22 protein-coding genes are annotated in these 23458 nt (G+C 55.3%); 4 read left to right on the top strand and 18 right to left on the bottom strand.

Features of this window, described 5'->3' with window-relative positions; genetic code table 11:
• Positions 1-114: 114 nt before the first annotated feature.
• The 12 genes from wecG to trxA all read right to left on the bottom strand — a co-directional run bounded on the left by wecG (position 115) and on the right by trxA (position 13136).
• Complete coding sequence (gene wecG / locus FZF21_RS00900; RefSeq protein WP_032104528.1) at positions 115-855, bottom strand: lipopolysaccharide N-acetylmannosaminouronosyltransferase; 741 nt, start codon at positions 853-855, stop codon at positions 115-117.
• A 12-nt stretch (positions 856-867) separates the two neighbouring features.
• Entirely contained in the window at positions 868-2220 is a 1353-nt protein-coding gene (gene wzyE, locus FZF21_RS00895) for an ECA oligosaccharide polymerase (RefSeq protein ID WP_149121123.1), read from the bottom strand.
• Positions 2217-3296, bottom strand: coding sequence for a TDP-N-acetylfucosamine:lipid II N-acetylfucosaminyltransferase (locus FZF21_RS00890; RefSeq protein WP_045329451.1), 1080 nt, complete (start codon positions 3294-3296; stop codon positions 2217-2219). The genes wzyE and FZF21_RS00890 overlap by 4 nt, the downstream gene beginning before the upstream one ends.
• Positions 3293-4543 carry a lipid III flippase WzxE gene (gene wzxE / locus FZF21_RS00885; RefSeq protein WP_047737363.1) on the bottom strand — a complete coding sequence of 417 codons (1251 nt, stop codon included), beginning with the start codon at positions 4541-4543 and terminating at the stop codon, positions 3293-3295. Before wzxE ends, FZF21_RS00890 begins: the two co-directional genes overlap by 4 nt.
• 1 nt (position 4544) lies before the next feature.
• Positions 4545-5675 carry a dTDP-4-amino-4,6-dideoxygalactose transaminase gene (rffA, locus tag FZF21_RS00880; RefSeq protein WP_015570019.1) on the bottom strand — a complete coding sequence of 377 codons (1131 nt, stop codon included), beginning with the start codon at positions 5673-5675 and terminating at the stop codon, positions 4545-4547.
• Positions 5676-5679: 4 nt separating this feature from the next.
• The gene (rffC, locus tag FZF21_RS00875; protein WP_047737360.1) at positions 5680-6357 is read right to left on the bottom strand and encodes a dTDP-4-amino-4,6-dideoxy-D-galactose acyltransferase; all 678 of its coding nucleotides are present in this window, start codon (positions 6355-6357) and stop codon (positions 5680-5682) included.
• A complete protein-coding gene (gene wecC / locus FZF21_RS00870; protein WP_015570020.1) occupies positions 6354-7616 on the bottom strand; it encodes a UDP-N-acetyl-D-mannosamine dehydrogenase in 1263 nt (420 codons plus the stop codon). The genes rffC and wecC overlap by 4 nt, the downstream gene beginning before the upstream one ends.
• Positions 7613-8743 carry a UDP-N-acetylglucosamine 2-epimerase (non-hydrolyzing) gene (gene wecB / locus FZF21_RS00865; protein WP_149121124.1) on the bottom strand — a complete coding sequence of 377 codons (1131 nt, stop codon included), beginning with the start codon at positions 8741-8743 and terminating at the stop codon, positions 7613-7615. Before wecB ends, wecC begins: the two co-directional genes overlap by 4 nt.
• A gap of 56 nt (positions 8744-8799) precedes the next feature.
• On the bottom strand, positions 8800-9846 hold the full coding sequence (gene wzzE, locus FZF21_RS00860) for an ECA polysaccharide chain length modulation protein (RefSeq protein ID WP_047737355.1): 1047 nt from the start codon (positions 9844-9846) through the stop codon (positions 8800-8802).
• A gap of 13 nt (positions 9847-9859) precedes the next feature.
• Positions 9860-10963, bottom strand: a complete 1104-nt coding sequence (gene wecA, locus FZF21_RS00855; protein WP_001050933.1) for a UDP-N-acetylglucosamine--undecaprenyl-phosphate N-acetylglucosaminephosphotransferase — start codon at positions 10961-10963, stop codon at positions 9860-9862.
• Between the two features lie 242 nt (positions 10964-11205).
• Complete coding sequence (gene rho / locus FZF21_RS00850) at positions 11206-12465, bottom strand: transcription termination factor Rho (RefSeq protein WP_001054528.1); 1260 nt, start codon at positions 12463-12465, stop codon at positions 11206-11208.
• Positions 12466-12806: 341 nt separating this feature from the next.
• The gene (gene trxA, locus FZF21_RS00845) at positions 12807-13136 is read right to left on the bottom strand and encodes a thioredoxin TrxA (protein WP_006812392.1); all 330 of its coding nucleotides are present in this window, start codon (positions 13134-13136) and stop codon (positions 12807-12809) included.
• A gap of 144 nt (positions 13137-13280) precedes the next feature.
• Between trxA and rhlB the strand changes: the two genes are divergently transcribed.
• Positions 13281-14549, top strand: a complete 1269-nt coding sequence (gene rhlB, locus FZF21_RS00840) for an ATP-dependent RNA helicase RhlB (RefSeq protein WP_006812393.1) — start codon at positions 13281-13283, stop codon at positions 14547-14549.
• A 5-nt stretch (positions 14550-14554) separates the two neighbouring features.
• Positions 14555-16039 (top strand): guanosine-5'-triphosphate,3'-diphosphate diphosphatase, encoded by a 1485-nt coding sequence (gene gppA / locus FZF21_RS00835; RefSeq protein WP_017383602.1) that lies wholly within the window; start codon positions 14555-14557, stop codon positions 16037-16039.
• Positions 16040-16090: 51 nt separating this feature from the next.
• On the opposite strand, the gene rep is transcribed toward gppA, so the two are convergent.
• A complete protein-coding gene (gene rep / locus FZF21_RS00830) occupies positions 16091-18115 on the bottom strand; it encodes a DNA helicase Rep (RefSeq protein WP_047731271.1) in 2025 nt (674 codons plus the stop codon).
• Positions 18116-18200: 85 nt separating this feature from the next.
• Between rep and ppiC the strand changes: the two genes are divergently transcribed.
• Positions 18201-18482, top strand: a complete 282-nt coding sequence (gene ppiC, locus FZF21_RS00825; RefSeq protein WP_006812396.1) for a peptidylprolyl isomerase PpiC — start codon at positions 18201-18203, stop codon at positions 18480-18482.
• A 54-nt stretch (positions 18483-18536) separates the two neighbouring features.
• On the opposite strand, the gene cysE is transcribed toward ppiC, so the two are convergent.
• The 5 genes from cysE to FZF21_RS00800 form a co-directional block, all read right to left on the bottom strand.
• Positions 18537-19358: a serine O-acetyltransferase gene (cysE, locus tag FZF21_RS00820; RefSeq protein ID WP_022646641.1), complete on the bottom strand. Its 822-nt coding sequence runs from the start codon at positions 19356-19358 to the stop codon at positions 18537-18539.
• Positions 19359-19433: 75 nt separating this feature from the next.
• Positions 19434-20453 carry an NAD(P)H-dependent glycerol-3-phosphate dehydrogenase gene (gpsA, locus tag FZF21_RS00815; protein WP_006812398.1) on the bottom strand — a complete coding sequence of 340 codons (1020 nt, stop codon included), beginning with the start codon at positions 20451-20453 and terminating at the stop codon, positions 19434-19436.
• A complete protein-coding gene (secB, locus tag FZF21_RS00810; RefSeq protein ID WP_003860835.1) occupies positions 20453-20920 on the bottom strand; it encodes a protein-export chaperone SecB in 468 nt (155 codons plus the stop codon). Before secB ends, gpsA begins: the two co-directional genes overlap by 1 nt.
• 31 nt (positions 20921-20951) lie before the next feature.
• Entirely contained in the window at positions 20952-21203 is a 252-nt protein-coding gene (gene grxC, locus FZF21_RS00805) for a glutaredoxin 3 (RefSeq protein WP_003860837.1), read from the bottom strand.
• An 11-nt stretch (positions 21204-21214) separates the two neighbouring features.
• Positions 21215-21646, bottom strand: a complete 432-nt coding sequence (locus FZF21_RS00800) for a rhodanese-like domain-containing protein (RefSeq protein ID WP_032646787.1) — start codon at positions 21644-21646, stop codon at positions 21215-21217.
• Positions 21647-21894: 248 nt separating this feature from the next.
• On the opposite strand from FZF21_RS00800, the gene gpmM reads away from it, so the two are divergent.
• Entirely contained in the window at positions 21895-23439 is a 1545-nt protein-coding gene (gene gpmM, locus FZF21_RS00795; RefSeq protein WP_047737349.1) for a 2,3-bisphosphoglycerate-independent phosphoglycerate mutase, read from the top strand.
• The last annotated feature ends 19 nt before the right edge of the window (positions 23440-23458 follow it).

Here is a 23458-nt window from a genome sequence, read left to right as displayed (position 1 = left end):
TTAAATTCTGGCAAATGGCAAACAATGCATTAAAAAAATGAATGCATTGTACAGAAATCCAGCAGTTTTACAGGGGGGGCTGCAGCGCGAACAGCAGATCGCGCTGCATATTGATTACATTTTCCCGGTGTAGTGCCAGGCGAGGTAGCGCAGCAGACGAATCTGTCGTTTGATACGCGTCGGTTGAGAGAGCAGGCGGTAGAGCCACTCCAGCCCCAGGTTTTGCCAGACTTTGGGCGCCCGCTTAACGTGGCCGGTAAAGACGTCGTAGGTGCCGCCAACGCCCATATAGAGCGCATCCGGGCTGACCAGACGGCAATCGCGCATCAGAATTTCCTGGCGCGGCGACCCCATGGCGACAGTGACAATTTTCGCCCCGCTGTCGCGCACGCGCTCATATAACGCCTGGCGATCTTCCGGCCTGAAATAGCCATCCTGACTGCCCACGATGTTAACATTCCACTGGCTACGCAGCTTTTGTTCGGTCTGCGCCAACACCTCTGGCTTGCCGCCGATCAAAAATACCGGCGTGCCTTCAGCGCCTGCGCGTTCCATAAGTCGTTCCCAGAGGTCAGCTCCCGCCACGCGAGACACATTAGCGCCTGGAAACTTTTTACGAATTGAACGCACCACGCTTATACCGTCTGCGTATTTAAACTCCGCGGCTTCAATCAGGCTTTTCACTTCCGCATTATCTTCAACCGCCAGCATTTTTTCTGCGTTGATGGCCACCAGCGTGCCCGATTTCATCTGCCCGTCCGCGAACAGGAAATCCAGCGCGTGTTGCATGTCACGCCAGCCAATAAGCTGTAGCCCACGCAGCGCGTAACGCGGGGCTGAAGTTGTATCCGTCATGATAATCCCTACTCAGACTTGCGACAGCGTTGTGCTGCCCTGTGGCTCACGTCTGTGCACAAGCCCTGCACTGTCAAACAACCAGTACAGCAGTTTTGCCAGCAGCAGACAGAGACCGAAAACGACTATAAAGAACACCACGCGTGAGACGAATGAATCAAGCCCCTCGCGCGCCAGAACGATCATATTGAAAATGGCACCGAAACAGAAACTGTGCAAAACAGCGGCTTTGTAGCGGTTGGTCTCTTCATTACCCAGCGTGTACAGCCAGTCGAACCATTTTATGATCAGCCCGACCGCGATCGCGCCAGGCAGGATAAACCACGTTCCGCCCATCACTACCAGCGAGCCAATCAGTGTTGGGGAAATTGCCAGTCCCGAATGGTTGTTCAGCACTTCCCAGGTAAAGTAGTTCGCCGTGTTCAGGACAATACCGGGACGATCGGGCCACAGCCACGTCGGTATAAAGACATAGAAATCGCGAACAATCGGCGCCAGCCCCTGGAATTCGATTTTGTCGTAGTTTTGCAGCAGTAATGCCAGGTTTTCCCACGGCGAGAAGGTATCGCGCGTCAGATACAGGAAGGTATAAAACGCTTCGTCGCCCGCCACGTTCAGCCCGTAGCGCTTCAGCGCCAGCCAGAACATCCCCACAATGCCAAAGACGCCTGCCGCCGCCAGCATCCACAGCGAGATCCAACCGCGAATAATGCCGATAAACAGGAAAATCGCGAAGGCGATAATGATGTTGGCGCGGGTGCCGCCGACGATCATGTAGGTCAGAATGCCAAATGCGACGGTGCTGACCAGGAAGAACAGCCAGGCTTTGCTGTCCTGACGCACGAAAAAGACCACCAGCATCGCCGGAATGAAGAAATAGAAGAAACGCTTGAGCGCGACGCCGGAGACTTCGGCGGAGAAAATCTGGCTATAGGACTGCAACTTAAACAGTAAAAAGCCGTTATGCATGAAGAAAATCGCCACGCTGACGAGGGCGATGGTCATCAGCATAACCCACGTCAGATGGGTTTCTACCCGGTTCATGGTAAACAGCGGACGACGGGGTGTGGTGTCTTTCGCCGCGCGCAGGCGCGTTTTATAGGTGACGTAATACACCGCGTAGAAGCAGGTCGCAGAGAGCAGCGTCTGCAACAAAATTTCCGGCGGAGCGACGCCAACATCAAAGCGGAACACGAGGATGCTGGTCAGCGGGAAGCCAAAGAAAAAGGTCAGCAAAAACAGCAGCGAGAAGAATACGTTGAAGTTAAAACGTACGCGCCGGAATTCAAACCAGGTGAGCGTGGCGATAAACAGCGTGCTCAGCAGCCAGACCACCAGCAAGCCGCTAAATTGCAACTGGCTCATGCGTTGTCTCCTGAAGCAATACGCAGCGCGCGGTGCCACGGCGTGAGATAGTTCGGGCTGAAAAAGTCGATGCTATTTTTATCCACCAGCGTGAGCTGACGCTGCGCTTCCCGTACCACCTCGACATTAAGCGTGTCAGAGGTAAACAGCACCGGAATATGCTGTTCGGCCATGTCCTGCCAGAACGGGTTTTCGCGGTTGAGCACGCACGGTACGCCCGCCTGAATCAGCAGACACAGCGTACCAATCCCCTGCTGACGGGCAAAGATGAAATAGCCCAGATCGCATTTTCGCAGCAGCGCGAGATAGTCATCAAATTCCAGCTTATCGCTGAGAATGTGCAGATTTTCCGCGCTAAACAGCGCAAGCCCCTGCTGGCGAACTTCATCGATGTAGGCGTCGTTATTGGCGGGATAGCCCATCGGCACCACCACGTTCACCGTATCGCCAAACTGCTGATGCACCGCCCGCAGCGCCGCGACATGCTCGTTACTGCGATCGCCGGAATTTCCCACCAGGATAGTCAGTTTACCCTCACGAACCGCGTCATTCGCCAGGGTATTCAGTGCCGGATCCATACGGGTCGGAAAATAGAGCAGTTCCCCGCGAACCTTCGGGTGCTGTTTAGCAAAATAGTTGAGGTCGCCACGGGTAGCAAAAACGCAGCCCACGCGCGCCTGCGCCAGACGACGCAGCGGATAGAAAAGACGGAACTTCCAGCCGTGGGAGACTTCGTAGAGATCCGCTCCCCAGATATGCCAGCTGAACTGGGAAGGTTTTATCCCGCCGCTTAACAGCGCCAGCCACAGCCCGGTATTGAATTGTCCGTGGAAGAAGAAACGCTGGCTTCGGTCCGCTTTGGCTTTCGCGACAACGGCTTTGGTCAGGGCCGCTTTGTCTGGCCAGAAGGTGATGTGCAATGCCGGACACGCCGCGCTCAGGCCGTTATCGCGTCCAACGACCATAAACTCGCGCGCATCGGGCGTGCCGGATGCCAGTTCATCGTTGAAGAACCGCAGAACGGTCTGGTTATGATGCGGGATATCCGATCCCAGTATGTGTATCAGTGCAGTCATGCGCGTTTACGCCAAAGTAAAAATACGCCGCAACAGGCAGCGAAATAAACGATATAAGTTGCCATATAGGCCTGAGCCGCCCCCAGCGCACCGTGGGTGGGGATCAGCCAGTGAGAAAATGCCGTCAGCAGCGTAAACTGGCCGATCTCTGCCAGGATATACAACCGCAGCGAAGCCTTCGCAATCACCAGATAGCCGAAAACGTATGCCCCCACTTTCAGCACATCGCCGACCAGTTGCCAGGCAAACAGATCGCGCATGGCGGTAAACTTCGCCGAAAACAGCAGCCAGATGGCGAAATCACGCAGTAACCAGACGGTAAAGCTGGCGATCGCAACCGCCGGCAATACAAAACGCAGGGAGCGAAAAATCTCGCGGGTAATATCCTGCCTGGAAGTCAGGCGCGATAAGGTTGGCAGTAAATAGACGCTAAAGGAAGCCGTAATAAATTGGAGGTAAGCATCTGAAATGCTGCTCACGCCCTGCCAGATCCCCACTTCATCCCAGCTGTAATGCGCTGCCAGCAGGTTTCGCATCATCACGTAGGCAACGGGAAGCGTTACCGAAGTGATGAGCGCCATCAGGGTAAACTTTCCTAGCTGCCCCGCCAGCATCTTGTCCCACTGCGGTTTCAGGTAATTCAGCGGGACATTGCCTCTGCGCATCAGCATAAACGCTGCCGGAATGACAACGAGCGCAGGCACCAGCGCCAGCCCCAGCAGTGCGCCTTCATAGCCGCCCAGCCGATAGCACAAGTAGTAGGCGATAACGCCGATGATGCTGCCGAGGATCAGCGCCAGCGCATTCCCGGCGGCATCACGGAAGCCTTTCATCAGCGCCAGCAGCAGGTTTGCCCAGGCGATCCCCATCTGAACGAGCGCCACCAGGCGCACCAGCCCCTGATAATGCGTGTGTCCGAACAGTCCCTGGCTGATGGGTGCCGCCGCCAGCAAAAAGACGACGGCCAGCAACGTAGAGAAGCCCAGCACCATAGCAGAGGAGGTGCCCACCACCGTGCGGAGCTTTTCGGCATCGTCATGATGCTGCGCGACGTATTTGGTGACGCCATTGAATATCCCGGCTCCCGCCAGCACGCCAAGCACCGTGACCAGCTGGCGGAAGTTCCCCGCCAGCCCAACGCCTGACGGACCAAATGAGACGGCCAGCAGCTTGACGACCAGTAACCCGGCGCCAATTTTTACAAGCGTGGACGCTGCCGTCCACACCGACGCTTTTGCCAGAGACATATCAGGCGAAATAACTCAGAAGCGAATTGATCACCGTACGCTGGTTCACCGGCGCGAGGTTGTAGAACAGGGGCAGGCGGAGCAGACGTTCGCTCTCTTTGGTGGTGTAGCGGTCTTCACCGGCAAACATCCCGAAGGCTTCGCCCGCCGGGCTGGAGTGCAGCGGAATATAGTGGAATACCGCCATAATTTCCGCCTCTTTCAGCCAGGCAATCAGCTTGCTGCGATCGTCGTTATCGCGCAGCTTGATGTAGAACATGTGAGCGTTGTGGATGCAGTCTGCCGGAATAGTCGGCAGTTCAATACGTCCGGCTTTTGCCAGCGGCTCCAGCGCGTCGTAGTAGGTTTGCCACAGGGAGAGGCGTTGCAGATTGATGCGCTCTGCCGCTTCCAGCTGCGCCCAGAGATACGCGGCCTGCAAATCCGCCATCAGGTAGCTTGAGCCGATATCGCGCCAGGTGTACTTATCCACCTGACCGCGGAAGAACTGGCTGCGGTTGGTCCCTTTTTCACGGATCACTTCCGCACGCTCTACCAGGGCACGATCGTTAATCAGCGTCGCGCCGCCTTCGCCGCCTGCGGTGTAGTTTTTGGTTTCGTGGAAGCTAAAGCAGCCGATATGACCAATGGTGCCCAGCGCGCGCCCTTTGTAGGTGGACATCACGCCCTGCGCGGCGTCTTCCACCACAAACAGGTTGTGCTTTTTAGCGATGGCCATGATGGTGTCCATCTCACAGGCCACGCCCGCGTAATGCACCGGCACAATCGCCCGCGTTTTATCGGTGACCGCCGCTTCAATCAGCGTTTCGTCGATGTTCATAGTATCCGGACGGATATCCACAAACACAATTTTCGCCCCGCGCAGGACAAACGCGTTCGCCGTGGAGACGAAGGTGTAGCTCGGCATGATCACTTCATCGCCGGGCTGGATATCCAGCAACAGCGCCGCCATCTCAAGCGATGCGGTACAGGACGGCGTCAGCAGTACCTTGGCACTGTGAAAACGTTGCTCCATCCACTGCTGACAGCGGCGGGTAAAACCGCCGTCGCCACAGAGCTTGCCGCTGCCCATAGCAGACTGCATGTAATCAAGTTCAGTGCCCACAACGGGAGGCGCGTTAAATGGAATCATCTTGTCACCTGTATAACCAGTAGGCGGTGGCGTCGATGCCGGCACCACTCGCAATATAACGTTTAAGCGCAGCGGTGTTGCCCATCTGGGTTGCGACCCGCAGCGTCGATACCTGTTGTTGCTCCGCCCAGTGCAGCGCCGCCTGCATGAGTTTCTCGCCCATGCCGCGCCCGGCTAACAAACCGATGCGCGCCTCGTGCTCGTTGAGCCTGCGAAGCGAAACAAAACCCTGAATCTGCCCCCCGGCAGTACGGAACACCAGACAGACGTGGTCAAACGTGCCTTTGACCGCATTCTCTATCCACTGGGCATAAAAGCGGCCGCTGTCATCGGGCGCATACCAGGGCGCCCGGAAACGGCTCTGAGCGAAGGCCAGCGCCGCCATCTTACGCAGCGCGGGGATATCCTGCTCCGTTGCAATTTCCGCGCCCGGTGAGGCGTGGAGAGCCACGGTAACAGAGAGATCAACCTCACCCTCGACCAGCCGGAATCCGTGCTGCTGGAGGGCGTCCAGCAGATCGGCGCGGTCCGCCGGGATCTTAGCCTGTACGCGCTGCCAGGCGCTGAAGTCTGCTTCCTGCAACGCAGGGGCATTGTCGCGCAGACGCACTATCGCTGAGGGACGCGCAAAGAATGCGCTTTCCCACTCAAGGGCCTCCAGCACGCCGTTGAGGATACTCAACGCCACACGCCTTTGGTATCAACAACATACTGCTGACGTACGGCATCACCGGAAACCGCTTTGAACGCATTGTGATCCACCAGCAGCACCAGCACATCCGCCGTCGCCAGCGCGTCATCCAGGGCGGTAAGGGTGCAGTGACCGGCAAGTTTTGCCGGCAGCGCATGAATATTCGGCTCAACCACCAGCGTTTCACCGCTGTGCCAGGCAGCGATCATTTCGGCAATTTCCATCGCCGGGCTTTCGCGCAGATCGTCAATATTCGGTTTGAATGCCAGACCAAAGCAGGCAATTTTCAGCTCACTGGCGCGTTTGCCGCTGTCGGCCAGGCAATCCGCGACCGTGGCTTTGACCTGGTTGATGACCCAGTGCGGTTTGTGGTCGTTTACCTCGCGTGCGGTGCGAATCAGGCGTGCCTGTTCCGGGTTCTGCGCCACGATAAACCACGGATCGACCGCGATGCAGTGCCCACCCACGCCCGGCCCCGGCTGAAGGATGTTCACGCGGGGGTGACGGTTGGCAAGGCGAATAAGTTCCCAGACGTTAATCCCCTGATCGGCGCAAATCAACGACAGTTCATTCGCAAACGCGATGTTAACGTCGCGGAAGCTATTTTCGGTCAGTTTGCACATCTCGGCGGTGCGGGAGTTGGTCACCACACATTCGCCTTCAAGGAAAATTTTATACAGCTCGCTGGCGCGCGCGGAGCAGACTGGCGTCATGCCGCCAATCACGCGGTCGTTTTTAATCAGTTCCACCATCACCTGGCCTGGCAGTACGCGCTCAGGGCAGTAGGCGATATTGATATCGGCCTGGTCGCCCGCCTGCTGCGGGAAGCTGAGATCGGGACGCGCCTCGGCCAGCCACTGCGCCATCTGCTCGGTAGCCCCAACAGGTGAAGTGGACTCAAGGATAACCAGCGCCCCTTTCTTCAGCACAGGCGCAATGGATTTTGCCGCCGCCTCGACGTAAACCATGTCAGGCTCATGATCGCCTTTAAAGGGCGTTGGAACCGCAATCAGGTACGCATCGGCTTCTACCGGCGTGGTGCTGGCGCGCAGGAAGCCACCGTCCACCGCCTTTTTCACCACACGATCGAGATCGGGCTCCACGATATGAATTTCGCCACGGTTGATGGTTTCCACCGCGTGCGCGTTGATATCTACGCCAACGACCTGCTTTTGACGAGAGGCAAAGGCCGCCGCAGTAGGCAGCCCGATATAGCCAAGACCAACAACAGAGATGGTAGAAAAACTCATAGCGTTACCCGATTGTGTTTAAGTGCGTGCAAAATACGACCACAAGCCTGCCCGTCACCGTACGGATTGTGGGCCCGGCTCATCGCCTGATACTCTTCATCGTCATGCAGTAAGCGCGTGACCTCTTCGACAATACGACGCGGATCCGTTCCCACCAGACGCACGGTACCGGCAGTAACCGCTTCCGGGCGTTCGGTGGTTTCACGCATCACCAGTACCGGCTTACCGAGGGAGGGCGCCTCTTCCTGAATGCCGCCAGAATCGGTCAGGATCAGCCAGGCGTGGTTCATCAGCCAGACAAATGGCAAATAGTCCTGCGGCTCGATCAGGAGCACGTTTTCAACGTGGCCCAGGATACGGTTGACCGGTTCGCTGACGTTCGGGTTGAGGTGCACCGGATAGACAATCTGCACATCCTCGTTCTGCGCGGCGATTTCAGCCAGCGCGTGGCATATTTGCTCAAAGCCACGGCCAAAGCTTTCGCGGCGGTGGCCCGTCACCAGAATCGTTTTCTTGCCGTTGTTCAGGAACGGATAGCGTGCAGCAAGTTCTGCCTGAAGCTCGCTGTTAGCCAGCACGCGGTCACGCACCCAAATCAGCGCATCAATGACCGTATTGCCGGTGACGAAGATCTTGCTGTCGCTGATATTTTCGCGCAGCAGGTTCTGACGTGAGTTCTCGGTTGGCGCAAAATGGTACATCGCCAGGTGACCGGTGAGCGTACGGTTGGCCTCTTCCGGCCACGGGGAATAGAGATTGCCGGTACGCAGACCCGCTTCAATATGACCAACGGGGATACGCTGATAGAACGCGGCCAGGCTGGTCGCCACGGTGGTGGTGGTGTCGCCGTGCACCAGCACCACATCCGGCTTGAACGACTCCAGAATAGGCTTTAATTCTTGCAGAATACGGCAGGTGATTTCCGTCAGTCCCTGTCCCAGTTTCATTATATTGAGATCGTAAGCCGGGACGATAGAAAAGAGGGTTAAGACCTGATCGAGCATCTCACGGTGCTGGGCAGTCACGCACACTTTCGCTTCAATATCAGGATCTCTGGCCAGCGCATGAACCAGAGGCGCCATCTTGATGGCCTCCGGCCTGGTGCCAAATACGGTTAGTACTTTCACATCGATTCTCTTCGATTAGACGATGAAGGCCGCAGCCTTCATCGTAGACGGCGTTCTTAGTTTGTGCGGCGACGCAATAACGCTACGCCAGCGCCAGTCAGTGCGCCCACAATCCCCCACATAATCATCAGGAATGCGCGACGCGGACTATCGCGTTTTACAGGCTCTTCAGGCGTTCTTAAATAACGATAGGTCTGAAAACGCGGGTCCAGCGTTGGACCGACGTTGAGCGTATTGAGCATGGCGCGGTTTTGGTCGTAATCAAGGTCAAAGTCAGGGCCAACGGCCTGGATATTTTCCAGACGTGCCTGAAGCATTGGGCGACCAAGAAGGAACATTTCTGAATCCGGGAGTTCGTCAGCCGGAACATCCGTTTCGCTACGGGAAATATTGTGCTGTTCCGCAATCTTCAGCGCCTGCTCAATATTATGTACGCGACGGGCGAAGATAGCCTTAGCGACCTCTTCCTGGCGTTTGACCTGCGCTTTCATCTGAATAGTACGCGCAGCCCAGGCGCCTTTCAGCTCGTCATTCAGATGACTGGCCGCGCGCTGGCTGGCAAAAGCAACGTACTGACGCAACAGGTTATTGGCGTCCGGCGCCGTTTCCGCAATCAGCTTCACGCTGTCGCTAACGTTACGGAGCACATCGCCAGGCATAAACTGAATGTTATTAATCAGGTCATCCAGCAGTGCGGCATCCGCTTTGCTGTTACCGACCATGCGCTGCTTGTAATAGTCCGTCTGGGACCAGAAATCGCGACGTGTATCCCACGACGCCAGCTGCATCACAAACTCTTTGTAGGATTCATCCATCACCGAGGCCTGATCCGGGGTCGCCAGATTGGCCTTGATATCAAGATTACGCAGGAATTGCTGCTGGGAGTAGTAGCCTCCAAGCATATTCACCGTTGGTCGGTCTGTGATCGCCGTGGCGCTCCACTCTTGTTTTGCAAAGAAGGTGTAGGCAAGCGCTAACAGCGCGAACCCCAGGGCAATCCCCACAATCCACAGTTTGCCCTGCCATAACACGCGAAACAAACCACGAACATCCAGCTCGTTCTCAGTGCCCACTGATTTCGCTCCCGCCAACGGTTGAGTCATCATAGTCCCGGTTTTACTTAGTTAATGTTGTGTTTTTGCCACTGTTCCGACGCATCCTGCGTTTTAAACGTTTAATAAAACGCGCGACTTTCCATGCACGCTTGATGCAGTAACCGTACATGAAAAATGCTAGCAAGAATAATACCAACATTACCCATTCAGGAATGAAATGTGCGTATTCCGCGGCAACGCCAATCGCAGCCAGAATAGCAGCCGCAAGCGTAATCAACACAAATGCCTGACGAGACGTGAAGCCGGCGCGCATAATCAGGTGATGAATATGCTGCCGATCGGGAGAAAACGGGCTCATCCCTTTACGCAGACGGCGGTACATAATAGCGACCATGTCCATCAGCGGGATGGCGATAATCCAGAGAGCTGTTACCGGGCTGATAGGGTGCGTTTTACCCTGCGTGGTCTCCAGCAAGACCCAGATAACCGTAAAGCCAATCAGGGTACTGCCCGCATCGCCCATAAAGACTTTATAGCGACGCCCTAACACACCCAGATTCAGGCAGATGTAAGGCAGGATGGCGGCAATCATGGCAAAGCACCACATTGACAGGCTGTACTGGCCGTCAAACCATAAGATGATGCCGATAGCGCCAAACGAAACAGAGGACAGCCCACCGAGCAGACCGTCTATACCGTCAACCATGTTAAAGGCGTTGATAGCCGCCCACACGGCAAACAGCGTCAGGAAGAAGCCGAATGGCCCAAGCACCAGCTCCCAGGGACCAAACACGTAGCCCAGGCTTCTTAGATAGAGGCCGCCTACCACCATCATAATGATGCCAATGGCCGCCTGTACCGTCGCGCGGAACTTCACGCTGATATCAAAACGATCATCAAGGGCGCCGACCAGTACCAGCACACCGGCACATGCCAGGTAGAGTGCGGCATGGGGGATATAGTAATCCGCGATCCCGAATGTGAAACAGATGCCTGCGTATACCGAAATACCGCCCACCAGCGGAATAAGCCCCTGATGACGTTTACGGAAGTTCGGTTTGTCCACTAACCCAATTCTTTTTGCTACCTTGCGCGCAATGAACAAAAAACAGGTTGTGAATAAAAAAATACTGATCAGCTCAGTTACAGCAGTGAGTAGATTCACAATGGATTGCTCTCAACAAATGTTAGTCCCGGAAGTATAACCATGAAGCCTCTGCCTCAGAAGGATTAAAGATGGCTCATCACAACTCCCTTTGTATGTTTTTCAATCAATTATTTCTTTGACTGTGCAAACCTTCTTATTGTCGCACCGACAGGTCTAAATTGGGAGTGTGTGGTAATAGCGTATAGTCCATAAATAAAAAACGCCACGTAAAAACGTGGCGTTTACTGGGATTATTTGCGTTACGAGCGTTTCATCATGTCGAAGAAATCGTCGTTCGTTTTGGTCATCGCCAGTTTGTTAATGAGGAATTCCATTGCGTCGATTTCGCCCATTGGATGGATGATTTTACGCAGGATCCACATTTTCTGAAGCTCTTCCTGAGTGGTAAGCAGCTCTTCTTTACGGGTACCGGAACGGTTGTAGTCGATCGCCGGGAAGACGCGTTTTTCTGCGATTTTACGAGAAAGGTGCAGTTCCATGTTGCCTGTACCTTTGAACTCTTCGTAGATAACCTCGTCCATTTTGGAGCCGGTATCGATCAGCGCCGTCGCGATAATGGTCAGGCTACCGCCCTCTTCCACGTTACGCGCCGCACCGAAGAAACGCTTCGGACGATGCAGGGCGTTAGCATCCACACCACCGGTCAGTACTTTACCGGAAGCCGGCACCACGGTGTTGTAGGCACGCGCCAGACGGGTAATGGAGTCGAGCAGGATGATCACGTCTTTCTTGTGCTCAACCAGGCGTTTCGCCTTCTCGATAACCATTTCCGCAACCTGAACGTGGCGAGAAGCAGGCTCGTCGAAGGTAGACGCAACCACTTCCCCTTTCACTAGACGCTGCATCTCGGTCACTTCTTCCGGACGTTCGTCAATCAGCAGCACCATCAGCACACAGTCTGGATGGTTGTAAGCAATGCTCTGCGCGATGTTTTGCAGCAGCATGGTTTTACCGGCTTTTGGCGGCGCCACAATCAGACCACGCTGGCCACGACCAATTGGCGATGCCAGATCCAGCACACGAGCGGTTAAGTCTTCAGTAGACCCGTTACCACGCTCCATGCGCAGACGAGAGTTAGCGTGCAGCGGCGTTAAGTTCTCGAACAGGATCTTATTGCGGGAGTTTTCCGGTTTGTCGTAGTTAACTTCGTTAACCTTCAACAGCGCAAAGTAGCGTTCACCCTCTTTTGGAGGACGAATCTTACCTGAAATGGTGTCACCAGTGCGGAGGTTGAAACGGCGGATTTGGCTAGGGGATACGTAGATGTCGTCAGGGCCGGCGAGGTAGGAGCTGTCTGCGGAGCGGAGGAAACCAAATCCGTCTTGCAGTATCTCCAGCACACCGTCGCCAAAGATATCTTCGCCACTCTTAGCGTGCTGCTTCAGGATGGCGAAAATGATGTCCTGCTTGCGCATACGAGCCTGGTTTTCCAGTCCCATATTTTCGCCGAGAGTGATCAGCTCAGAAACCGGCGTATTCTTTAATTCGGTAAGATTCATAATGGTGTGGGTTCTTAAACTCGGGGTGATTCTCGAACTTAATGTTGTGAATGGTATGGCAGGGTCATCCATGCCTGTTTAGCGGCCATCACCTCATGTCTGTTCGCTGTCTGGTCACAGGGAAAGAACGCAGAACTGAAACGACAAGACGGATTGAGTGACAAGCCCGGAATCTAGCAACTTCACGCACTGTTTAAGTTAACAACGGGAAGTATCGGGTAAAACAAGATTCAAACAACAAGATATGTTTAAAACGTAGTCATAGCTAACTTAGCACGACTAAAGCCGGGCGTCCAGAGCTCGCCGTTAATTAGGCGTTCTGGACGCTCGGCTGAGAAACCTTACGCCAGGTTAGCGTCCAGGAACTCTTTCAGTTGACCTTTGGACAGTGCGCCCACTTTGGTCGCCGCCACGTCACCGTTCTTGAACAGCAGCAGGGTCGGGATGCCACGGATACCGTATTTTGGCGCGGTGCCCGGGTTCTGGTCGATGTTCAGCTTGGCAACGGTCAGTTTGCCCTGATATTCGTCAGCGATTTCATCCAGAATCGGAGCGATCATTTTGCAAGGACCACACCATTCAGCCCAGAAATCAACGAGGATCAGCCCGTCAGCTTTAAGTACGTCCGTGTCAAAACTGTCGTCAGTCAGGTGAATAATTTTATCGCTCATATATAACTCCACAGGAATAAGCCTGGTACGTTGGTTTTGTCTCCACCAACGACGTGTTGATGTCGCATTAACCAACTAAAGGTTGACTTTATTTCACCGGATACGCTTTCGTAAAGCAATAGTAAGCTGATATTCTACCACACTATGAGCAAAACACATTTAACAGAACAGAAGTTTTCCGACTTCGCCCTGCACCCAAAGGTGATCGAAGCCCTTGAAACTAAAGGGTTTCATAACTGCACGCCCATTCAGGCTCTCGCCCTGCCGCTGACGCTGGCCGGTCGCGACGTTGCAGGGCAGGCGCAAACCGGTACTGGCAAAACGATGGCGTTTTTAACGTCAACGTTTCATTATTTACTTTCTCACCCGGCGATTGCAGACCGCAAAGTTAACCAGCCGCGCGCGCTAATTATGGCCCCGACGCGAGAACTGGCGGTACAGATCCACGCAGACGCTGAGCCCCTGGCGCAAGCCACCGGCCTGAAACTTGGCCTGGCCTATGGCGGCGACGGCTACGATAAACAGCTGAAAGTGCTGGAAAGCGGCGTCGATATCCTGATTGGGACCACCGGCCGTCTTATCGACTACGCCAAACAGAACCATATCAACCTCGGCGCAATCCAGGTCGTGGTGCTGGATGAAGCAGACCGCATGTACGATCTGGGCTTCATTAAAGACATCCGCTGGCTGTTCCGCCGTATGCCTGCGGCAAACCAGCGTCTGAACATGCTGTTCTCCGCTACCCTGTCATACCGCGTACGTGAACTCGCATTCGAGCAGATGAACAATGCGGAATATGTGGAAGTAGAACCGGAGCAGAAAACCGGGCACCGCATTAAAGAAGAGCTCTTCTATCCTTCTAATGAAGAGAAAATGCGCCTGCTGCAAACCCTGATCGAAGAAGAGTGGCCGGATCGCGCGATTATCTTCGCGAACACCAAACACCGCTGTGAAGATATCTGGGGTCACCTGGCGGCAGATGGGCACCGTGTGGGCCTGTTGACCGGCGACGTGGCGCAGAAAAAACGCCTGCGCATTCTCGACGAATTTACTCGTGGCGACCTTGATATTCTGGTCGCGACCGACGTGGCGGCCCGTGGCCTGCACATTCCAGCCGTGACGCACGTCTTTAACTATGACCTGCCAGATGACTGTGAAGACTATGTACACCGTATCGGACGTACCGGTCGTGCCGGCGCAAGCGGTCACTCCATCAGCCTTGCGTGTGAAGAGTATGCGCTGAATCTTCCGGCCATTGAGACCTACATCGGTCACTCTATTCCACAGAGCAAATACAATCCGGACGCGCTGTTGAGCGAGCTGCCGCCACCTAAGCGCCTTACCCGTCCACGCTCCGGCAATGGTCCGCGTCGTTCCGGCGGTGCACCGCGTAATCGTCGTCGTTCAGGTTAAAAAATATGCTCAGCTCCACCTCGCTTTATGCGGCAATTGATCTCGGTTCGAATAGTTTTCATATGCTGGTTGTGCGCGAGGTGGCGGGAAGCATACAAACGCTGACGCGCATTAAGCGCAAGGTCCGCCTCGCGGCGGGCCTGAGCAGCGATAATCACCTCTCCCCGGAAGCCATGGAACGTGGCTGGCAGTGTCTGCGTCTGTTTGCAGAACGTTTGCAGGATATCCCGCTCAGTCAAATTCGCGTTGTTGCCACGGCGACTCTTCGTCTGGCGGTTAACGCTGGCGATTTCATTGCCAGAGCACAGGAAATTCTGGGCTGCCCGGTGCAGGTCATCAGCGGTGAAGAAGAAGCGCGTCTGATTTATCAGGGTGTGGCGCATACGACCGGCGGCGACGATCGTCGTCTGGTGGTCGATATCGGTGGCGCCAGTACCGAACTGGTCACGGGCACAGGCGCGCAGGCGACGTCACTGTTCAGCCTGTCGATGGGCTGTGTGACCTGGCTGGAACGCTACTTTACCGATCGAAACCTTGCCAAAGAGAATTTTGACGAGGCGGAAAACGCGGCGCGTGCGGTCCTGCGCCCGGTCATGGACGAACTGCGCTATCACGGCTGGAAAGTGTGTGTCGGCGCGTCCGGAACCGTTCAGGCGTTGCAGGAAATCATGATGGCACAGGGAATGGACGAGCGGATCACGCTTGCCAAACTCCAGCAGCTTAAACAGCGCGCCATCCAGTGTGGTCGTCTGGAAGAGCTTGAAATAGAAGGGCTGACGCTCGAACGCGCGCTGGTTTTCCCCAGTGGGCTCGCCATTCTGATCGCCATTTTTACTGAACTGAATATCCAGTGTATGACCCTGGCAGGCGGTGCGCTGCGCGAAGGTCTGGTCTACGGAATGCTGCACCAGTCGGTCGATCAGGACATCCGTAGCCGTACGCTGCGTAACGTTCAGCGCCGCTTTATTGTTGATATCGACCAGGCACACAGAGTGAGTCAACTGGCGTCACTGTTTGCCGATCAGGTGAAAAAAAGCTGGGATATTGAACCGTTAAGCCGCGATCTACTCCTAAGCGCCTGTGCGCTACATGAAATTGGTCTCAGCGTGGAGTACAAGCAGGCACCGCTGCACGCGGCCTGGCTGGTGCGTAATCTCGATTTGCCGGGCTATACGCCCGCCCAGAAGAAGCTGCTGGCCACCCTGCTGCTAAATCAGACTAACGCCGTCGATCTCTCTTCCCTTCACCAGCAGAACGCTGTACCGCCGCGCGTGGCGGAGCATCTGTGTCGTCTGCTTCGCCTGGCGATCCTGTTTGCCAGCCGGCGTCGTGATGATTTGCTGCCAGCCATTACGCTGGCGGCAGACGATGAGAAACTGACGCTGACGCTACCGGAAAACTGGCTTGAGGATCATCCGCTTGGGGCGGAACTGATTGAGCAGGAGTACCAGTGGCAGAGCTATGTGCACTGGGCGCTTGATGTGAAGTGACCCTTTGAAGCGTGCCGGGTGGCGGCTTCGCCTTACCCGGCCTGCAAATAGTTATCCCTTCTCTTTGGCTTTTGCCAGCATCGCGCGAATGTTTGCCACGTTTGCCTGCCCTTTGTGCATACGCTCTTCAGCGGTAATGACTTTACGCTCCTGCTCCCAGATAAGATCGTCCTGAGGCAACTCCAGCAGAAAACGGCTCGGCTCCGGGCGCACCAGCTCACCATACTGGCGGCGCTCTTTGCACAGCGTAAACGTCAGCTCTTTCTGCGCACGTGTGATCCCCACGTAGGCCAGACGGCGCTCTTCGTCGACGTTATCTTCATCAATGCTGCTCTGGTGCGGCAATAAGCCCTCTTCCATCCCCACCAGATAGACATAGGGGAACTCCAGCCCTTTCGAGGCATGTAACGTCATTAGCTGAACCTGATCGGCCTCTTCTTCGCTTTCGCCGCGCTCCATCATATCGCGCAGCGTGAAGCGGGTGACCACCTGCGTCAGGGTCATGGGCTCGTCAATCTCAGATCCTTCAAGCATTTCGGTCATCCAGCTGAAGAGCTGGTTCACGTTTTTCATCCGCATCTCGGCTGCTTTCGGGCTGGCAGAGGTTTCATACAACCAGGATTCGTAATCAATGCCGTGGATCAGATCGCGTACTGCCGCCACAGGCTCGCGCTCTGCCAGACGCTGCACCTCACCCAGCCAGTGGGTAAAGCGGGTTAAGGCGTCATAGCCGCGCCCGGTCAGGGTCTGGCTCAGCCCCATATCGAAGCTGGCGGTGAACAGGCTTTTGTTGCGGGTCATCGCCCATTCACCCAGTTTTTGCAGCGTCGCAGAGCCAATCTCGCGTTTCGGCGTATTCACGATGCGCAGGAAAGCGCTGTCGTCATCCGGGTTGGTCAGCACGCGCAGATAGGCCAGCAGATCCTTGATTTCGGGACGCGAAAAGAACGACGTACCGCCGGAGATTTTGTAGGGAATGCGGTTCTGCATCAGCATCTTTTCAAAGACGCGCGACTGGTGGTTTCCGCGATAGAGGATCGCGTAATCCTTGTATTCCGTTTTGTTGACGAAGTGATGGGCAATCAGCTCGCCCGTTACGCGCTCCGCTTCGTGCTCTTCGTTGTTGGCGCTGAGCACTTTCAGCTCGGTGCCGTAACCCAGTTCGGAGAACAGGCGCTTCTCAAAGACGTGTGGGTTATTGGCAATCAGGATGTTCGCCGCCTTCAGGATACGCCCGGAGGAACGGTAGTTCTGCTCCAATTTAATCACCTGCAACGCCGGGAAGTCTTTGCTCAGCAGCACCAGGTTTTGCGGACGTGCGCCACGCCAGGAGTAAATCGACTGATCGTCATCGCCTACGACGGTAAAGCGCGCACGCTGCCCTACCAGCAGCTTTACCAGCTCGTACTGGCTGGTGTTGGTATCCTGGTATTCATCCACCAGCAGGTAACGAATTTTGTTCTGCCAGCGCTCGCGTACCTCTTTATTCCGCTGAAGCAGCAGCGTCGGCAGCAGGATCAGATCGTCGAAATCCAGGACGTTGCAGGCTTTCATATGCGCGTCGTACAGACCGTAGCAGTGGGCAAAGATGCGGTCGCGCTCGCCTTTAGCGCTTGCCGCTGCCTGGGCCGGCGTCATCAGATCGTTTTTCCAGTTCGAGATCGTCGAGATCAGCTGTTGCAACAGCACTTTGTCATCTTCGATCAGTCCTTCCGTCAGCTCTTTAAGCAGCGCCACCTGGTCGGTGTCATCAAAGAGAGAAAAGTTGGACTTCATGCCCAGCGCCGCGTATTCGCGCTTGATGATATCCAGACCCAGCGTGTGGAAGGTAGAGATCATCAGCCCGCGCGCCTCTTTACGGCCCAGCGTCTGGCCGACGCGCTCTTTCATCTCACGCGCCGCTTTGTTGGTAAAGGTGACCGCCGCGATATGGCGCGCCTGGTATCCACAACCCCGAATTAAGTGGGCGATTTTGTTGGTGATCACGCGTGTTTTACCGGATCCCGCTCCTGCCAGCACCAGGCAGGGTCCGGTGACGAATTCGACAGCTTGTTGTTGTCCGGGGTTTAAACGCATAAATGGTCACTCAATGAAAGTCGGGAGAGGAGGAAAAACGCGTGGTAGTATACCGACCGTAAACTAGTCGACTCAAGGCACGATCATGGCAAAAACAGCAGCAGCACTGCATATCCTTGTTAAAGAAGAGAAACTGGCACAGGATCTGCTCGAACAGATTAAAAACGGCGCCGACTTCGGCAAACTGGCGAAGAAACACTCGATTTGCCCGTCAGGCAAACGCGGTGGTGACTTAGGCGAGTTCCGCCAGGGCCAGATGGTCCCGGCGTTTGATAAAGTGGTCTTCTCCTGCCCGGTGCTGGAGCCAACTGGCCCTCTGCACACACAATTCGGCTATCACATTATCAAAGTGTTATACCGCAACTAATCAAAAGCCCGGTGCACTGACTCACCGGGCTTTTTTATTTAGGTGTTCCGGCGTTCAGATACCGTCGCCGTATTCGAAGGTGTGATGAATACCGTTGAAGTGCTGATCCATATCCATCGACGGCTTATCGCTGTCTGGCTTACCGACGATGCGCGCCGGGACGCCAGCGGCGGTGGTGTGCGGCGGTACAGGCTGGAGCACAACCGACCCCGCGCCAATCTTCGCGCCGCGTCCGACTTCAATATTGCCGAGGATTTTAGCGCCCGCGCCAATCATCACCCCTTCACGGATTTTCGGATGGCGATCGCCGCTGGTTTTACCGGTACCGCCCAGCGTAACGGATTGCAGGATCGACACGTCATCTTCGATCACCGCCGTTTCACCAACAACAATGCCGGTGGCGTGATCGAGCATGATCCCGCGGCCAATTTTCGCCGCCGGGTGAATATCGACCTGGAAGGTCACGGAAACCTGGTTTTGCAGGAAGATGGCCAGCGCGCGGCGTCCCTCATTCCATAACCAGTGGCCGATGCGGTACGCCTGTAAGGCGTGGAAGCCTTTGAGATACAGTAGCGGCGTGGAGTATTTATCCACCGCCGGGTCTCGCGTGCGCACAGCCTGGATGTCGCAGGCGGCAGAAGCAATCATCTCCGGATCTGCGGCGTAGGCCTCTTCCACCACCTCGCGAATCGCAATAGCAGGCATGATAGGGGAAGCCAGTTTATTGGCGAGCATATAGCTCAGGGCGCTGCCGAGATTTTCGTGCTTAAGTAGCGTCGCGTGATAGAAACTGGCCAGCATGGGCTCACAGTCGGCCAACGCTCGGGCTTCGGCTTTAATATTATTCCAGACGATATCCAGTTCTTCACACGGCATTGCTTGCTCCAGACGATAGTTAATGACCAGCCAGTTCTGCGCTGGCTGGGTCATTCAGGTGACGATACTTCCCGGCTAATTGCTGCTGCGCTCGTCCTTGCGCGCACGACCTAATAAGGTCAATGCTGCCTCGCGCGCATTTTTTCCGCAATACAATACCTGATAAATTTCCTCGGTTATTGGCATTTCAACACCGAAACGGTGCGCCAGTTCGCGAACTTCCTTGGTATTGCGATAGCCTTCAACCACCTGACCAATCTTCTCCTGCGCGCTTTTTACATCGCTGCCCTGTCCGAGCATCATGCCAAAGCGGCGGTTACGCGACTGGTTATCGGTGCAGGTCAGCACCAGGTCGCCCAGCCCTGCCATTCCCATAAAGGTGGCCGGATCGGCACCCAGCGCTTCGCCCAGGCGGGACATTTCGGTCAGGCCACGGGTGATCAGCGCAGTACGCGCATTCGCGCCGAAACCGATGCCGTCAGACATCCCGGCCCCGATGGCAATGACGTTCTTCACCGCGCCGCCCAGCTGCACGCCGATAAAATCGGGGTTGCTGTACACGCGGAAGCTTTTGCCGCAGTGCAGCAGTTGCTGAAGATCGTCGGAAAATGCCTGGTCGGTGGACGCCAGCGAAATCGCCGTCGGCAAGCCCGCAGCCAGCTCTTTGGCAAACGTCGGCCCGGAGATCACCGCCAGCGGGATCGCTGTTCCCAGCGCTTCGCGGGCAACGTCCTGCAACAGACGTCCGGTTTCCGCTTCCAGCCCCTTCGTCGCCCACACAATACGCGCATCCGCACGCATCAGCGGCTTAATCTGACGCAGGACTTCGCCAAACACATGGCTTGGCACCACAATCAAAATATTGCGGCTGGCCGCCAGCGCGGTCGCGAGGTCGCTTTCCAGATACAGGGAGTCAGGGAACGGAACGTCCGGGAGAAACGCCACATTGCAGCGGTCGTGTTGCAACGTCGCGATATGTTTTGGATCGTGGCCCCACAGGACCACGTCGTGACCATTTCTTGCCAGGGTGATGGCAAGAGCGGTGCCGTAAGAGCCGGCACCGATCACAGTCATTGACGCATTAACAGTGCTCATCAGGCATCCTGATGTTGTTCGGCACCTTCGCCAGCCTGCTGCTGTAGATAGTTCATGAACAGCGCATCAAAGTTTACTGGCGCAAGGTTCAGTTGCGGGAATGTACCGCGAGAAACCAGGCTGGTGATGCATTCACGCGCATACGGGAACAGGATGTTCGGGCAGTATGCACCCAGGCAATGCGCCATCTGGTTGCCTTCGATGCCGCCGATGGAGAAGATACCGCCCTGCTGAACTTCGCACAGGAATGCAGTTTCTTCGCCCAGAGAGGCGGTCACGGTGACACGCAGTACGACTTCATACACATCATCCGCCAGCTGGGTGGATGCGGTATCCAGATCAAGTTTAACCTCTGGCTGCCAGTCTTTCTGGAAAACGTGCGGCGCATTTGGCGCTTCGAAAGAGACATCCTTGGTGTAGATGCGCTGGATCTGGAAAGTCATCTCGGTGTTGTTTTGTTCTGACATGGAAAAACCCTTTTTAATTGTCCTAAAGTCTTTAGCTCAGCAGCGGATCGAGTCCGCCACGAGCGTCGAGCGCATACAAGTCATCACAGCCGCCAATGTGCTGCGCATCAATAAAAATCTGTGGAACCGTTGTGCGACCACTGCGTTGGATCATCTCTTCGCGTTTAATCGCGTCACCATCGATCGGCAGTTCCTTGAACGTTACGCCTTTGCTGGACAGCAGCGCTTTCGCTCGGTGGCAGAACGGGCACGTTGCTTTGGTGTAGATCTCAATATTGGCCATCACTTAACTCCTTATTTACCGCGCACTAAAGGAAGATTCTCCCCGCTCCAGCCGGAGATGCCTTCTTTCAGCACCATTACGTTTTCAAAGCCTGCTTTATGCAGTGCGCTGGCAGATTCCTGCGCCTGCATGCCAGTGCCGTCAACAACAATAATCGGCTGGGCTTTATGCTTCTCCAGCTCACCAATGTTGTTCGCTTTAATTTCCGCGGGCAGCAGGTTGATAGCACCTGCGATGTGGCCCTTGCGGAAATCGTCGCGCTGACGCAGATCGACAACCACGGCGTCCTCTTTGTTGATCAGACGTGTCGCTTCACCGCGGGTGATCACCTTAATTTTAGACGTCAGTCCCTTAAATGTGGTGAACAGTACAGCGACCAGCAGGCCAATCCACGCGATGCTCAGAACCGGGTGGCGGCTAACGAATTGCATAATTTCTTGCATGGGGGGTAACAACTCCCGACTAAGTGATTAAAAAAACCAGGACAGGAGTATACCTGTGCGCTGTGGCAAATACAGCCAGCGACATAAAGCTAATCTATTTTCTGCGGCATGCCACGTAAAAAAAGCCTCAAAATGGCCTGAGAACAGCATTGCCCCCGCGCTTTCTTTGATCTTCTGCGGCTATTTTATCGATTCAGCTGTAGTAAAATTACGCAAATTTTTTGTCTCTTGAGCATGAGGTTGTCGCAATGTCGGTTTCTAAAAAACCTATGGTACTGGTGATTCTGGATGGCTATGGCTACCGTGAAGATCAACAGGATAACGCCATTTTCAACGCCAAAACCCCGGTTATGGATGCGCTATGGGCAAAACGTCCCCACACCCTGATTGATGCGTCTGGCCTGGAAGTGGGTCTGCCGGATCGTCAGATGGGCAACTCTGAAGTGGGTCACGTTAACCTGGGTGCGGGCCGTATCGTTTATCAGGACCTGACGCGCCTGGACGTTGAAATCAAAGAACGTACATTCTTTGCCAACCCAACGCTCACCGGAGCGGTTGATAAAGCCGTTGCCGCAGGCAAGGCCGTTCACATTATGGGTCTGCTCTCTGCGGGCGGCGTTCACAGCCACGAAGATCACATCATGGCGATGGTAGAACTGGCCGCCGAGCGCAGTGCGGAAAAAATCTATCTGCACGCCTTCCTGGATGGTCGCGATACGCCGCCACGCAGCGCAAAAGGTTCTCTTAAAGCGTTTGAAGATAAATTTGCCGCACTGGGCAAAGGCCGCGTGGCGTCCATCGTTGGCCGTTACTATGCCATGGACCGTGACAACCGCTGGGACCGCGTTGAGCAAGCCTATGATCTGCTGACCCTGGCAAAAGGTGAGTTCCAGTTCCCGACCGCCGTTGAAGGCCTGGAAGCGGCTTACGCGCGTGATGAAAACGACGAATTTGTGAAGGCAACCGTGATCCGCGCTGAAGGCCAGGCCGATGCCGCCATGGAAGATGGCGATGCGCTGATCTTCATGAACTTCCGTGCTGACCGCGCGCGCGAAATCACCCGCGCCTTCGTCAACAGCGATTTCGACGGTTTCGCCCGTAAGAAAGTGGCGAAGATCGATTTCATCCAGTTGACCGAGTATGCAGCGGATATCAAAGCCCCATGCGCGTATCCACCCGCTTCCCTGGAAAATACCTTCGGCGAGTGGATGGCGAAAAACGATAAAACGCAGTTGCGCATCTCCGAAACTGAGAAGTATGCGCACGTGACCTTCTTCTTTAACGGCGGCGTAGAAGAGCCGTTTAAAGGCGAAGACCGCATCCTGATTAACTCGCCGAAAGTCGCCACTTACGATCTCCAGCCAGAAATGAGCTCTGCGGAGCTGACCGAAAAACTGGTGGCCGCGATCGAAAGCGGTAAATACGACACCATCATCTGTAACTATCCGAATGGCGACATGGTGGGCCACACCGGCGTGATGGAAGCAGCCGTTAAAGCGGTTGAAGCGCTGGACCACTGCGTTGAGCAGGTCGCGAAAGCGGTTGAATCCGTGGGCGGCCAGCTGCTGATCACCGCTGACCACGGTAACGCAGAACAGATGCGTGATCCGGCAACCGGTCAGGCGCATACCGCCCATACCAACCTGCCTGTTCCACTGATTTATGTAGGTGATAAATCAGTGAAAGCTGTGGAAGGCGGCAAGCTTTCCGACATCGCGCCAACCATGTTGTCGCTGATGGGTATGGAAATCCCTGAAGAGATGACTGGCAAGCCGCTGTTCATCGTGGAATAATCGCTCCCCATGAGGGGAA

This window comes from Enterobacter sp. LU1, assembly GCF_008271405.2.
Lineage (GTDB): Bacteria > Pseudomonadota > Gammaproteobacteria > Enterobacterales > Enterobacteriaceae > Enterobacter > Enterobacter hormaechei_C.
This window is presented reverse-complemented; position numbering and strand designations above follow the sequence as displayed.